At 73.4% G+C, this 13,507-nt stretch carries 12 protein-coding genes and 1 tRNA gene; 8 read left to right on the top strand and 5 right to left on the bottom strand.

Translation table 11 applies throughout. From position 1 onward, the window contains the following. Positions 1-7: 7 nt before the first annotated feature. Genes ACIPW5_RS03660 through ACIPW5_RS03645 form a run of 4 tightly spaced genes read left to right on the top strand, consistent with a single transcriptional unit; the run spans position 8 to position 3,261 of the window. The gene (locus tag ACIPW5_RS03660; protein WP_401239780.1) at positions 8-763 is read left to right on the top strand and encodes a (Fe-S)-binding protein; all 756 of its coding nucleotides are present in this window, start codon (positions 8-10) and stop codon (positions 761-763) included. Next, positions 760-2,238 (top strand): lactate utilization protein B, encoded by a 1,479-nt coding sequence (locus ACIPW5_RS03655; protein WP_401239778.1) that lies wholly within the window; start codon positions 760-762, stop codon positions 2,236-2,238. The genes ACIPW5_RS03660 and ACIPW5_RS03655 overlap by 4 nt, the downstream gene beginning before the upstream one ends. Beyond that, positions 2,235-2,867: a lactate utilization protein C gene (locus ACIPW5_RS03650; RefSeq protein WP_401239776.1), complete on the top strand. Its 633-nt coding sequence runs from the start codon at positions 2,235-2,237 to the stop codon at positions 2,865-2,867. The genes ACIPW5_RS03655 and ACIPW5_RS03650 overlap by 4 nt, the downstream gene beginning before the upstream one ends. A 4-nt stretch (positions 2,868-2,871) precedes the next feature. Next, entirely contained in the window at positions 2,872-3,261 is a 390-nt protein-coding gene (locus ACIPW5_RS03645) for a VOC family protein (RefSeq protein WP_401239773.1), read from the top strand. A 21-nt stretch (positions 3,262-3,282) separates the two neighbouring features. Here the strand turns inward: ACIPW5_RS03645 and ACIPW5_RS03640 are convergent, their stop codons facing one another. After that, positions 3,283-3,762 carry a DUF309 domain-containing protein gene (locus ACIPW5_RS03640; protein WP_401239770.1) on the bottom strand — a complete coding sequence of 160 codons (480 nt, stop codon included), beginning with the start codon at positions 3,760-3,762 and terminating at the stop codon, positions 3,283-3,285. A gap of 118 nt (positions 3,763-3,880) precedes the next feature. Between ACIPW5_RS03640 and ACIPW5_RS03635 the strand changes: the two genes are divergently transcribed. From ACIPW5_RS03635 to ACIPW5_RS03625, 3 genes are all read left to right on the top strand, one after another. Beyond that, a tRNA-Pro gene (locus ACIPW5_RS03635) sits at positions 3,881-3,954 on the top strand. A 163-nt stretch (positions 3,955-4,117) separates the two neighbouring features. Continuing rightward, positions 4,118-5,011, top strand: coding sequence for a YhjD/YihY/BrkB family envelope integrity protein (locus tag ACIPW5_RS03630; RefSeq protein WP_401239768.1), 894 nt, complete (start codon positions 4,118-4,120; stop codon positions 5,009-5,011). A gap of 85 nt (positions 5,012-5,096) precedes the next feature. Further along, the gene (locus tag ACIPW5_RS03625; RefSeq protein WP_401239766.1) at positions 5,097-6,521 is read left to right on the top strand and encodes a DUF2252 domain-containing protein; all 1,425 of its coding nucleotides are present in this window, start codon (positions 5,097-5,099) and stop codon (positions 6,519-6,521) included. Between the two features lie 225 nt (positions 6,522-6,746). On the opposite strand, the gene ACIPW5_RS03620 is transcribed toward ACIPW5_RS03625, so the two are convergent. Continuing rightward, the gene (locus ACIPW5_RS03620) at positions 6,747-8,048 is read right to left on the bottom strand and encodes a hypothetical protein (protein WP_401239764.1); all 1,302 of its coding nucleotides are present in this window, start codon (positions 8,046-8,048) and stop codon (positions 6,747-6,749) included. A gap of 422 nt (positions 8,049-8,470) precedes the next feature. Between ACIPW5_RS03620 and ACIPW5_RS03615 the strand changes: the two genes are divergently transcribed. After that, positions 8,471-9,751 (top strand): glutamate--cysteine ligase, encoded by a 1,281-nt coding sequence (locus tag ACIPW5_RS03615; protein ID WP_401239761.1) that lies wholly within the window; start codon positions 8,471-8,473, stop codon positions 9,749-9,751. A 75-nt stretch (positions 9,752-9,826) separates the two neighbouring features. On the opposite strand, the gene ACIPW5_RS03610 is transcribed toward ACIPW5_RS03615, so the two are convergent. The 3 genes from ACIPW5_RS03610 to ACIPW5_RS03600 all read right to left on the bottom strand — a co-directional run bounded on the left by ACIPW5_RS03610 (position 9,827) and on the right by ACIPW5_RS03600 (position 13,482). Next, the gene (locus tag ACIPW5_RS03610; protein ID WP_401239758.1) at positions 9,827-11,296 is read right to left on the bottom strand and encodes an amino acid permease; all 1,470 of its coding nucleotides are present in this window, start codon (positions 11,294-11,296) and stop codon (positions 9,827-9,829) included. A gap of 408 nt (positions 11,297-11,704) precedes the next feature. Next, a complete protein-coding gene (locus ACIPW5_RS03605) occupies positions 11,705-12,496 on the bottom strand; it encodes an ABC transporter permease (RefSeq protein WP_401239757.1) in 792 nt (263 codons plus the stop codon). Continuing rightward, positions 12,493-13,482, bottom strand: a complete 990-nt coding sequence (locus ACIPW5_RS03600; protein WP_401239754.1) for an ATP-binding cassette domain-containing protein — start codon at positions 13,480-13,482, stop codon at positions 12,493-12,495. The genes ACIPW5_RS03605 and ACIPW5_RS03600 overlap by 4 nt, the downstream gene beginning before the upstream one ends. Between the last annotated feature and the right edge of the window lie 25 nt (positions 13,483-13,507).

Here is a 13,507-nt window from a genome sequence, read left to right as displayed (position 1 = left end):
GCCCATCATGCGCGCCGCCCTGTTCGTCACCTGCGTCAACGACGCGCTGTACCCCCGGACCGGCACCGCCGTCGTACGGCTCCTGGAGCGGCTCGGCGTCCAGGTCGACTTCCCCGCCGCCCAGAGCTGCTGCGGCCAGCCCCAGTACAACACCGGCTACCGCCACGAGGCCGAGCCGCTGCTGCGCCGCACCGCCGCCGCCTTCGCCGGGTACGAGCACGTGGTCACCCCCTCCGGCTCCTGCGCCGCCATGGTCCGCGAGCACTACCCGCGCATCGGCCGCAGGGCCGCCGAGGAGGGGCGCGGCGGAGAACTGGCGGAACTCGCCGGGGACCTCGTACCGCGCGTCCACGAGCTCACCGAGTTCCTCGTCGACGTCCTCGGCGTCACCGACGTCGGCGCGTACTTCCCGCACGCCGTCACCTACCACCCCTCCTGCCACGGCCTGCGCTCCCTCGGCCTGGGCGACCGTCCCCGCCGGCTGCTGGCCGCCGTCAAGGGCCTGGAACTGCGCGAGCTGCCCGGCGCCGAGGAGTGCTGCGGCTTCGGCGGCACCTTCGCCCTCAAGAACCCCGACGTGTCGAGCGCGATGGGCGCCGACAAGACCGCCGCCGCCCTCGCCACCGGCGCCGAGGTGCTGTGCGGGGCCGACAACTCCTGCCTCGCCCACCTCGGCGGCATCCTCCACCGCGCCGGAGACCCGATGCGCACCCTGCACCTCGCCGAGATCCTGGCCGCCACCGAGGAGGACCCCCTGCCATGACCGGTACGCACCTCGGCATGCCCGCCTTCCCGCCGTTCCCCGACGCCGCCCGGGAGGCCGTGCACGACGGCGTACTGCGCGCCAACCTCCGGCACGCCACCCACACCATCCGCGGCAAACGGGCCCGCGCCGTCGCCGAACTCGCCGACTGGGACCGGCTCCGCGCCGCGGGCAAGGCCGTCAAGGACCACACCCTGCGCCACCTCGACCGCTACCTGCTTCAGCTGGAGGCCTCCGTCACCGCGGCCGGCGGCACCGTGCACTGGGCCGCCGACGCCGACGAGGCCAACCGCATCGTCACCGGCCTGGTCCGCGCCACCGGCGAACGGGAGGTCGTCAAGGTCAAGTCCATGGCCACCCAGGAGATCGGCCTCAACGAAGCCCTGGAAGCCGCCGGGATCGCCGCCTACGAGACCGACCTCGCCGAACTCATCGTCCAGCTCGGCCACGACCGGCCCTCGCACATCCTGGTCCCCGCCATCCACCGCAACCGCGGCGAGATCCGCGAGGTCTTCCGCTCCGAGATGGGCGCATGGGGCCGGCCCGCCCCCGAGGACCTCGGCGACGACCCGCGCGAACTCGCCGAAGCCGCCCGCCTGCACCTGCGCGAGAAGTTCCTGCGCGCCAAGGTCGCGATCTCCGGCGCCAACTTCATGGTCGCCGAGACCGGCACCATGGTCGTCCTCGAATCCGAGGGCAACGGCCGCATGTGCCTGACCCTGCCCGACACCCTCATCTCCGTCGTCGGCATCGAAAAGGTCGTCCCCACCTTCCGCGACCTGGAGGTCTTCCTCCAGACCCTGCCGCGCTCCTCCACCGCCGAACGGATGAACCCGTACACCACCCTGTGGACCGGCACCCACGAGGGCGACGGCCCCTCCGCCTTCCACCTCGTCCTCCTCGACAACGGCCGCACCGACACCCTCGCCGACGCCACCGGCCGCCAGGCCCTGCGCTGCATCCGCTGCTCGGCCTGCCTGAACGTCTGCCCCGTCTACGAACGCGCCGGCGGCCACGCCTACGGCTCCGTCTACCCGGGCCCCATCGGCGCCGTCCTCAGCCCCCAACTGCGCGGCACCGGCAGCGCCATCGACGCCACCCTGCCCTACGCCTCCACCCTCTGCGGGGCCTGCTACGAGGTCTGCCCCGTCGCCATCGACATCCCCGAGATCCTCGTCCACCTGCGCGAACGCGTGGTCCAGGGCGGCCCCGTGACCCGCGGGGGCGTCCGCGTACGGCTGCGCCCCGCCCACGGCCACACCGCCGAACGGGCCGCCATGCGTGCTGCCCGGCTGCTCCTCGACCACCCCGGAGCACTGCGCGCGGGGGAGCGGCTGATGGCCCGCGCCCGCCGGCTGCGCCCCCGCACCCTCCCCGGACCCGGCCGGGCCTGGACCGACACCCGCGCACTGCCCGACATCCCCGCGGAATCCTTCCGCGACTGGTGGCTCCGAGAACGGGGGACCCGAGGTTGAGCACCAAGGACCGCATCCTGGCCCGCATCCGGCGGGCCAACGCACAGGCCCCGGACGTCCCGCCCGTCCCCCGGGACTACCTCCACGTCCACGGCAGCCGCACCCCGGCGGAGACCGCCGACCTCCTCGCCGCCCACCTCACGGAGTACCGGGCGAAGGTGCACCGCACCGACGAGGCCGGCCTCGCCCTGCTGCTGGCGCGCCTGCTCGCCGAACGGGGCTCGGAAACGGTCCTCGTGCCACCGGGCCTGCCCCCGCACTGGCTCTCGGCGGCCGACGCTACCCGGATCCACGACCGTGCCGCCGCCACCCCGTACGACCTCGACCGCGTCGACAGCGTGGTCACCGGCTGCGCCCTGGCCATCGCGGAGACCGGCACCCTCGTCCTCGACGGCGGCCCCGACCAGGGCCGGCGCCGCATCACCCTGGTCCCGGACCACCACGTCTGCGTGGTCCGCGTCCCCGGCCAGCTGGTGGAATCCGTCCCGCAGGCCCTCGAACGCCTCGACCCGGCCCGCCCGCTGACCTGGATCTCCGGCCCCTCCGCCACCAGCGACATCGAACTCGACCGGGTGGAGGGAGTGCACGGACCCCGCACCCTGGAGGTCGTCCTCCTCGGCGCACAATAGGCCCATGCCCTCCCACATCGCCCTCACCGCACTCGTGGTCCACGACTACGACGAAGCCATCGACTTCTACACCCGCGCACTCGGCTTCGAACTCGCCGAGGACACCCCCCGGCCGGACGGCTCCCGCTGGGTCGTCGTCCGCCCGCCCGGCGCCACGGAATCCGCGCTCCTCCTGGCCCGCGCCAAGGACGACGCCCAGCGCTCCCGGGTCGGCGACCAGACGGGCGGCCGCGTCGGCTTCTTCCTCTACACCGCCGACTTCGCCGCCGACCACGCCCGGATGACGGCCGAGGGCGTCCGCTTCCTGGAGGAACCGCGCCACGAGCCGTACGGCTCCGTCGCCGTCTTCGAGGACCTCTACGGCAACCGCTGGGACCTCCTCCAGCCGGCCTAGGCCGTCTCTTCCCGGCCGGGTTCAGGCGCCGCCCAGCCGGGGCGCCTCCCGGACCGGGTCGACCGGGCCGCCGCCGGCCTCCACCCGCCCGGCCAGCTCCCGGGCCCACCCGACCAGCCCGGCCACGTCCATCCCGTACGCGTCCTCCCGCCCGGCCAGGGCACCGGCTCCGCGCCGCAGCAGCCGCGCCCCGCCGAGGGCGTTCCCCCGCGCGGCGTGCGTCAGCCCCACCGCCAGCTGCGCCAGGCCCCGCCACAGCCCCGCGTCCTCGGCGGGCCCGGACTTCCACGCGTCCTCGAACACCTCGTGCGCGTGGAAGGGCATCCCGGCGTCCAGCAGCCGCTGCGCCTCCGCCACCGTCAGCTCCGGGGCCCGCACCACCCCCTCGGGCTGCCGGGCCACCCCCTCGGCCCCGTACGGCAGCGGCCGCCCCAACCCGTCCCGCGGCCGCGCACTGCGCGCCCGCCCCGCACCGTCCCGGTCGCGTTCCCGTTCCTCCACCCGGCCATCCTGCCCGCCGCCGATCACTCGTGCACACGCACCCCTCGGCGTGGGGTAATGTTCTGCATGTGCCCGGCACGAGGGGGAAACCCCAGGTGAGGGGCACGGAGCAACACAACGGGACGTGGCGCAGCTTGGTAGCGCACTTGACTGGGGGTCAAGGGGTCGCAGGTTCAAATCCTGTCGTCCCGACTCTGCATTCGCAGGTCGGAGGCCGTTCTCTCTTCACGAGAGGACGGCCTTTCGTGCGTCATCCTCCCCTCGGGCAGGGACGGTTCGCACCGCGCGTCCCCCGCGGCCCCGAGGTGCCGCGCCGGACCGGGTCCGCCAACCTGGAGGCGGACGAAGGAGGCCGGTGCGCGGCGTACTGAGGGCATCGTGGTGGCGGACCCGCTCGCGCGAGGCCGCGGAGGCCGGGCGGCGCATCCGGTACCGCAGCGAGCTCCGCTTCCCCGTCATCACCCACCTGGCCGAGCGCATGATCGCGGTGAACATCTTCGACTCCGCCACCCGGGTGGCCGCGCAGGTCCTCCTGACCGTCGTGCCCCTGCTCTTCGTCGTCGCGTCCATCGCCCCGCAGGGCCTCCAGGAGCAGCTGACCTCCTCGCTGCGGTCCGTCTTCGGCCTCACCGGCGAGTCCGGTGAGCAACTCGACGCATTCTTCGCCGGAACGGACGAGGACGTGCAGAACGCGGTGGGGGTGGTGGGCTCGTTGATGGTGCTGCTCTCCGCCACCGCGGTCAGCCGGGCGGTGCAGCGGCTGTGCAAGCGCGCGTGGGGGATCCCCCGGGGAGCGGCCCGGGTCTCGGTCTGGCGCTGGCTCGTCTGGATCGCCGTCTGGACGGGTCTGCTGGTGGTGCAGGGGCCGGTGCGCGACGGGTTCGGCGCCGGGCTGTGGCTGGGCGTCCCCCTCACCTTCCTGCTCCAGACGCTGGCCTGGTGGTGGACCCAGCACCTGCTGCTGGGCGGTGCGGTCGGCTGGTGGCCGCTCCTGCCGGGGGCGCTGCTCAGCGCAGGCGCCGTCACCGCGCTGTCGATCTGCGCGCGCTTCTACCTGCCGGTCGCCCTCAACCGGGTGCTGGCGGAGTTCGGCGCCTTCGGCTCGGTCTTCGTGCTGCTGTCCTGGCTGATCGTGCTGTCCGTGGCCATCGCGATCGGCCTCAGCACGGGCGCCGTGCTGGCGCAGGAGCCGTACCTGGCCGCCCGCCTGGGCGGACCGGTCCCGCAGCGGGAGGCCGGACCGCCCTGATCGGCCGCCGTCCGGGTGGGCGCCCGCTCCGGGAGGCGCATGCTGGAAGCACACGGGTCGGGGGACCATGAGCCGGGAGGTTCGCATGACGCCGTTGCACGGTACGACCGCGGTCGGCGGGGGACCCTGGCTGTCCCCCGAGGAGCGGGCCGCGCGGGGCCGGGCGGCCCGCAAGAGGGCCCCGAGGTCGGGACACGAGGAGTTCGCGCCCTCGCGCAAGAAGCGTGATCCGGTCGGCGTGATCGAAAGGCAGTCGGCCACCCGTTTGGCGGAGCTGGTCCCGGTCCGTTACGGAAGGATGATCGAATCGCCGTTCCGGTTCTACCGGGGAGCGGCCGCGATCATGGCCGCGGACCTGGCCGACACCCCGGACTCCGACCTGCGCGTCCAGTTGTGCGGTGACGCGCACGCGCTGAACTTCCGGCTGCTCGGGTCGGCGGAGCGCAACCTGCTGTTCGACATCAACGACTTCGACGAGACCCTGCCCGGCCCGTGGGAGTGGGACGTCAAACGGCTGGCGGCCAGCCTCGTCATCGCGGCCCGGGAGAACGGCTTCGACGACACCGAACGCGCCCGGATCGTGCGCTCCGCAGTGCGCTCGTACCGCGAGTGGATGCGCCGATTCGCGACCATGTCCAACCTGGACGTCTGGTACGCGCGCGTGGACGCCGACCGGCTGCGGGAGGTGGCGGCCGAGGCCCTGCGCGCCCGGGGCCGGCGGCGGGTCGCGCGGACCCTGGAGAAGGCCCGCGGCAGCGACAGCCTGCAGGCCTTCGGGAAGCTCACCGAGGTGGTCCGCGGCGAGCGCCGCTTCGCCGCGGTGCCGCACCTGATCACGCCCGTCGCCGACCTGCTGCCCGACCGGGAACGGGGCGTCCTCGAACAGCAGATCCGCGATCTGATCGACCGGTACGGCCGCTCGCTCCCGCCCGAACGCCGCCACCTGCTCAAGCAGTTCACCGTCGTCGACATGGCCCGCAAGGTGGTGGGCGTCGGCAGCGTCGGCACCCGCTGCTGGATCGTGCTGCTCACCGGCCGGGACGGGAGGGACCCCCTGATCCTGCAGGCCAAGGAGGCCGGCGCATCGGTGCTCGCCGCGCACGTCGGGGCGAGCGAGTTCGCCACCCAGGGCGAGCGGGTGGTGGCCGGGCAGCGCCTGATGCAGTCCGCGGGCGACATCTTCCTCGGCTGGACCCGCGAGGAGGGCATCGACGGCCGCGAACGGGACTTCTACCTGAGGCAGCTGCGCGACTGGAAGGCGATCGCGGACCCGTCGGACATGGTGCCCCGGGGCATGAGGGTCTTCGGGCAGCTGTGCGGCGAGACCCTCGCGCGGGCGCACGCGCGCTCCGGGGACCGGATCGCGATCGCCGCGTACCTGGGCGGCGGCGACGTCTTCGACCGGGCGCTGGAGCGGTTCGCGGAGAGCTACGCCGACCGGAACGAGCGGGACCACCAGGCCCTGCTGGACGCGGTCGCCGAGGGCCGGGTGCAGGCCCTCCCTGCCTGAGCCGCGCGGAGCACGGATGAGGGCCGCCCGGCCGGGCGGCCCTCATCCGCAGGACACGGCCTGGGCCGTCTCTTCCGGATCTGGCCTGACCCGCGCCGCCCGGCACCGCACCTCGCCGCGTTGGCGGAGCACCCGAGTACGTCCAGTACAAGGGCGCCCCGCCAACGCGCCGATGCACGGCACCGGACGACGCGGGCTTAACCGGCAAGATCCGAAAGAGACGGCCTAGCCGCGCGGCCGGTCCGCCGCCTGCGGTTCCTCCGCGAGGAACTGCGCCACCGCGAGGGCGAGGAGCAGGGCCAGGGCGAAGCCCACGACGACCCAGCCGGTCGGGTGCGGCCACAGCACGTACGCGACGACGGCGGCGGCCACCAGGATCCAGGTGATCCACGTGCGGTGGCGCCGCACGAACGGGCCGACCGGGCCCGTGCGCAGTCCCAGCCGGTCGGCCGTGGCCCGGGTGGCGGTGATGCCGGAGCCCCACAGCGCGCGCGCCGCCCCGGCCCGGCGGCCCGGCCCCGAGAGCCAGGCGGCGAGCGCGAGCACCACGCCCAGGACCACCACGGTGCGGACGGACAGCCGCAGCAGGTGGACCATCGCGTCGTAGACGGAGCCGGCGGCCGCCTGGGAGACCGTGTCGGGCAGGGCCCCCAGGTACACCGTCCGGAACACCGTCAGCGCGATGCCGAGGACCAGCGCGGCCGCCGCGAAGCCCAGGGCCGCCGCGACGAGGGCCCGGCGCCTGCGGGCGCAGAGCAGGACGCCCCCGGCGGCGAGGAGGACGGCCAGGACGGGCAGCCAGGCCCCCGCGAGCTCCAGGAGCCGGAACCCGGTCTTGACCCGGCCGATGTCCTTCGACTGCACGAGGGTGAAGTCCGTGTGGATCTCCGGGATCTTCTGCGCCAGCCCCAGCCCGGACTGCACCAGCCGCTGCTTGACCTGTTCGATCACCGGAGCGAGATCGAGGGTCACCGCATCGTTGCTGATCCGGACGGCCCCCTCGTCGCTGCCGGTCAGGGCCCGGACGAAGGAGGTGTGGATGGCCCGGTTGGCGTCCGTCCACACCGTCTCGAAGGCGTCCGAGGCGACGACGTCCTGCGCCTTCTCCCGGACGAAGCTGCTCAGCGCCCCTTCGAGCGAGCCGCCGAGCTTCCCCAGCGCCTTCTCCAGCAGCGGCCGCTGGTCCGGGGCGACGTCCTCCAGCAGTGCGGGGAGGTCGATGTGCTCCATCACCGCCCCGGTGACCCGGTTCGCCACCGCGGCCTGCACGTCCGGGTCGGAGGCGAGGGGCGCGACGGTCGTGACGTAGCGGTCGGTGTCCCCGACGATGTCGGAGGTCCAGGAGGCCACGATGCCCAGCGGCGCCAGCAGGCAGCCGAGCACGATCAGGACGGCGCCGACGAACGACCGCGTGCGGTGCCGGTGCGGCGGCCGCCCGGCGGCATCCGCCTCCAGCGCGGCCACCCGCGCCCTGAGTGCGGCCAGCTCGTCCTGGCCCCCGTCCTGCGGCTGATCGTCCTGTGGCATCTCGGGCCTCCCGCGGATTCGGCCTCCAGCCAAACAGCGCCCGGCGGGTGCGCGCGAGGCGGGAGGGCCGATCGGATGGCACCGGACGGGGCCGAACCAGTGACGGCGGCGCACCCGGCCCGGTCGAACTCCGGGCCCGCCCGGACGCGCGCCGCCCGTACGCAGGTTTCGACGGGGCCCGTGAACGAGCACGCGCCACACGACGGCGGACCCCCGAGCGAGGAGGCAGGGCCATGGCCGCGGAAACAGGGAGCAGGACGTCGTCGCGGTGATCCTCAAGGACCACCGGACCATGGAGGAGCTGTTCCCCCGAGGGCGCAGGAGGTACGAGCGGACATGGGGCGCCTCCCCGCTTCCGCCCGCACGGCGTCACGGTCGGACATGGCCCCGCCTCACCCGACGGGGCCCGTCGAAATCCCCGGATGCCGGACACCGGAGCTCCGCCCTGCCGGGTGGCCGTCGTGCTGCGCATGATGGAGGTGGACACGGGTGCGGAGGCCCGCAGAACCGCGGACCTCCCCCTCCGGCCGCCCCGTCCCGGGGCACGGCCGGCGGGCAAGCGCCGGCCGCTCGGCGAGGAGGCCCCGATGGACGTGCTGACCATGGGCGTGGAGGAGGAGTTCCACATCGTCGACCGCGACAGCAGGGCGCCGGTGGGCCGGGCTCCGGAGGTGATCCGCGCGCTCGCGGCGGCACTGGGCGGTCAGATCCAGACCGAGTTCTACGACACGCAGGTGGAGGTCTGCACCCTGCCCGCCGCCGAGCGCGGTGACCTGCGCGAACAGCTGCTCGGGCTGCGGCGCGCCGTCGCGGAGGCAGCGGCGGAGGTGCACGGCCGCGCGGTGGCCTCGGGCAGCCTGGTGCTCCCGCCGCAGGAGCCGCTCACCGTCACCGACAACGCCCGCTACCGCCTGATGGCGAGCCGGTTCGCCGGGCTCCTGGGGCCCTACCGGCTCGTCTGCGGCTGCCACGTGCACGTGGGCTGCCTGGACCGGGGGAGGGCCCTGGCGCTGGCGAACCGGATGCGTCCGTGGCTGCCGGCCCTCCAGTCGATCACCGGGAACTCCCCGTTCGTCTGCGGCCGCGACACCGGCCTCGACAGCTGGCGCTCGGTCGCCTACTCCTCGTGGCCGACCGTGGGGCCGCCGCCGCTCCTGCTCGACGAGCACCAGTACCGCGAGTACGTGGACGGCCTGGTCGGCGCCGGGGTGCTGCTCGACCGCGCGATGGTCTACTGGTACGCCCGTCCCTCCGAGCACGTGCCGACGCTGGAGATCCGCATCAGCGACGTCAACGCCGACCTCGACACCGTCGTCCTGCTCGCCGTCCTCGTACGCGGCCTCGCGGCGGTCCTGCTGGAAGAGGTGGACGCGGGCGCACCGCCGCCCTCACCGCCCGAGCGGGTGCTGCGCGCCGCACACCGGCTGGCCGCGCGGCACGGGATCGACGGGCCGGGCCTGGACGTGTGGACCGGCCGGCGGGTGCCCGCCCGGCTGCTCGTCGACCGGCTGCTGCAGCGGGCGGCCCCGGGCCTGGAGCGGGCCGGCGACCTGGGCGCCGCGGAGGCCCTGTGGTCCGCGACGCGCGGGCGGGGCACGGGGGCCCGCCGCCAGCGGGCGGTCTACGCGGCGACGGGCAGCCTCGCGGCGGTCGTCGACAGCCTGGACGCGGCCACCGGGAGCCTGGCCGTCGTGGCCGCCTGACCCCGGACACGCCGACGGGGGCGTACCGGCCGGGGGTGGGCCGGCACGCCCCCGTCGGGGGAGTGCGGTCTGCGGTCAGGACCGGGCCGCGGGCTCCAGTGCCTCGTCGGCGGTGCCCGCCGCACGCGCCGCGACCTCGGGGTTGCGCGACTTGAGCACGGCCCAGCCGACGGCCAGGCAGACCGCCCAGCCGGCGCCCACGTACAGGGAGACGCGGCTGTCGGGGTCGATGGCGATCATCACGGTGACCAGCAGCAGGAAGGCCACGGCGATCCAGCTGCAGATGGTGCCGCCCGGCGCCGGGAAGGAGGAGGCGGGCAGCTTGCCCGCGTCCACCGCGCGGCGGTAGCGGATGTGGCTGACCAGGATCATCATCCAGGTCCAGATGCCGGCCGCCGTCGCCACCGAGGTGACGTACCCGAACGCCTTCTCCGGGACGACGTAGTTCAGGACGACGCCGATGCCCATGAGGGCGGTGGAGAGGGTGATGGCCACGGCCGGGGTCTTGGTGGAGCTCAGCTTGCCCAGCAGCTTGGGGGCCTCGGAGTTCGCGGCCAGGTCGCGCAGCATGCGGCCGGTGGAGTACATGCCGGAGTTGCAGGACGACAGGGCCGCGGTCAGCACCACGAAGTTGACGATCGCGGCGCCGGCCGGGATGCCGATCTTGGCGAAGGCCGCCACGAACGGGCTGACGCCCGGCTGGAACTCGGTCCACTTGACGACCATCAGGATCACGCTGAGCGCACCGACGTAGAAGACGATGATGCGCCAGGGCAGGGTGTTGATGGCCTTGGGGAGGGTCTTCTCCGGGTTCTCGGACTCGCCCGCCGTGACGCCGACGAGCTCGACGGCCAGGTAGGCGAACATGACGCCCTGGAGGGTCATCAGGCTGGAGCCGACGCCCTTGGGGAAGATGCCGTCGAAGGCCCAGAGGTTGGACACCGCGGCGGTGTCACCGGCCTGGCTGAAGCCGAAGGTGACCACGCCGATGCCGATCACGATCATGCCGATCAGGGCCGTGACCTTGACCATCGAGAACCAGAACTCGATCTCGCCGAAGATCTTCACCGAGATGAGGTTGGCGACGTACAGGACCACCAGGAAGACCAGGGCGGTCACCCACTGGGGGACGTCCGGGAACCAGAAGTGCACGTAGATGGCGGCGGCGGTCAGCTCGGCCATGCCGGTGACCACCCACATCAGCCAGTACGTCCAGCCCGTCACGAACCCGAAGAAGGGGCTCAGGAACTCGCGGGCGTACTCGGCGAAGGAACCCGAGACGGGGCGGTACAGGAGCAGCTCGCCGAGCGCTCGCATGATGAAGAAGACGATGACGCCGGCGAGGGCGTACATGAGGATGAGGCTGGGTCCGGCCTTGGCGATGTTCGCCCCGGCTCCCAGGAAGAGGCCGACGCCGATGGCGCCGCCGATGGCGATCATCTGGACCTGGCGGCTGCCGAGTCCGCGCTCGTAGCCTTCCTCGGGCGTGGTGCCCGTGGTGGCGTCGTCGTCGCCGTGGTGCTGTTCGACCTGCGTCGAGGTCATGCTCTGGTGCGCCTTTCCGCTCCATGCCGGTCCGCCGTCGTGCTCGGCCGCGGACCGGGTTCCGAACCCCCGGATGCTGATGGAGTTGCATGCCGGCGGTCGGCCGACTTCAGCGCCCCTGTCCGGACGTGGGTGGTCCGGCAGGCGGTCGAGAAGATGTACCACGGTGTCCGGCTCCGGACCGTGGCGAACATCACCGGCAAATCGGCCATTCGCCCGTGACCAGGTCCAAAGACCCTTGCGCAGTGATGTCATCGTTATCCGGATCTGAGCCTCCGCTGAGCGAACGCGGAATGACATCGAGGCAACGCGTGCCACCGCCGTCCCGTCCACCGGGGGCGCTGGTGACGCAGCGTGAACGAAGAGGCCCCTCCGCGGGCGCGGAGGGGCGGGAGAGGGCGCGGACGGTCACCCGGCGTCGCGGTCGTACGCCGCTTTCGACCAGCGGTAGCCGAGGACGGTGAGGCCGAGGCACCACAGCAGGGCGATCCACCCGTTGTTCCCGATCTCCGTGCCGAGCAGCAGCCCGCGCAGGGTCTCGATGGCCGGGGTGAAGGGCTGGTACTCGGCGACCGGCTGGAACCACCCCGGCATCGCGTGGACCGGGACGAACGCACTGGAGATCAGCGGCAGGAAGATCAGGGGCAGGGCGTTGTTGCTCGCCGCCTCGGCGTTGGGGCTGACCATGCCCATCCCGACCGCGATCCAGGTGAGGGCCAGGGCGAAGAGGGCGAGCAGCCCGAACGCCGCGAGCCATTCCAGGAACGTGGCGTCCGTCGAGCGGAAGCCGATGGCCACGCCGACGGCGCCGACGAGCACCACACTGGCGACCGCCTGGAGCACGCTGCCGGCGACGTGCCCGACCAGGACGGAACCGCGGTGGACGGCCATGGTGCGGAAGCGGGCGATGATGCCCTCGCTCATGTCGTTGGAGACGGACACCGCGGTGCCGATCGTGGTGCTGCCGATGGTCATCAGCAGCAGGCCGGGGACCAGGTACGCGACGTAGTCGGCGCGGTCGGCGCCGCCGCCCCCGATGCCCGCGCTCATCACGTCTCCGAAGACGTAGACGAAGAGCAGCAGCAGGACGACCGGGGTCAGCAGCAGGTTCAGGGTCAGGGACGGGTAGCGGCGGGCGTGCAGCAGGTTGCGCCGCAGCATCGTCGACGAGTCGCGCAGGGCGGGGGAGAGGGAGCTCATCGGGGGTCCTCCTCGGTCCGGGCCCCGCGGTCGGGGCCGCCGGTCAGGGCGAAGAACACGTCGTCCAGGTCGGGCGTGTGCACGGTCAGTTCGTCCGCCTCGACGCCGGCGGCATCCAGCCGGTCGAGTACGGAGCGCAGCTCGCGCTGGCTGCCGTCACCGGCGATCCGCAGCGACAGCGCCTCGTCGTCCCGCACGGCCCCGTCCAGCGCGGCGGCGGCCGCGCGGTACGCGCGCGGATCGGAGAACCGGAGCCGGACGTGCCCGCCGGGGACCATCCGTTTCAGCTCCTCGGGGGTGCCCTCGGCGACGATCCTGCCGCCGTCGAGCACCGCGACGCGGTCGGCGAGCTGGTCGGCCTCCTCCAGGTACTGGGTGGTGAGGAGGACGGTGGCCCCGCCGGCGACCAGCTCGCGGACGATCTGCCACAGGTCGTGGCGCGAGCGCGGGTCGAGCCCGGTGGTCGGCTCGTCGAGGAAGATGATCCGCGGGTCGCCGACCAGGGTCATGGCGATGTCCAGGCGGCGCTTCATGCCGCCGGAGTAGGTGGAGGCGGGCTTCTTCGCCGCCGCCGTCAGGCCGAACCGCTCCAGCAGCCCGGCGGCGACGCGCCTGCCCTCCCGCTTGGGCAGGTGGTGCAGGTCGGCCATCAGGAGCATGTTCTCCTCGCCGGTGATCAGCCCGTCGACGGCGGAGAACTGCCCGGTGACGCCGATGGCGGCGCGGACCCCGTCCGGGGCGGCGGCCACGTCGTGACCTGCCACGTGCGCCCGTCCGCCGTCGGCGGTGACGAGGGTGGAGAGGATCTTCACGGCGGTGGTCTTGCCGGCGCCGTTCGGCCCGAGCAGAGCGAACACGCACCCCGAGGGGACGTGCAGGTCGATCCCGTCGAGGACGGTCTTGTCGCCGTACGACTTGCGCAGGCCCACGGCGCGGACCGCGGCCGGCCGTTCCGTGATTGTTGTGGGCATGACAGAAGAAGGCATGGGGCCCTCCGTTCGAAGGCTGGGG

The sequence above is a fragment of the Streptomyces sp. NPDC090077 genome, assembly GCF_044747545.1.
In the GTDB taxonomy this organism is placed as follows: Bacteria; Actinomycetota; Actinomycetes; order Streptomycetales; family Streptomycetaceae; genus Streptomyces.
This window is presented reverse-complemented; position numbering and strand designations above follow the sequence as displayed.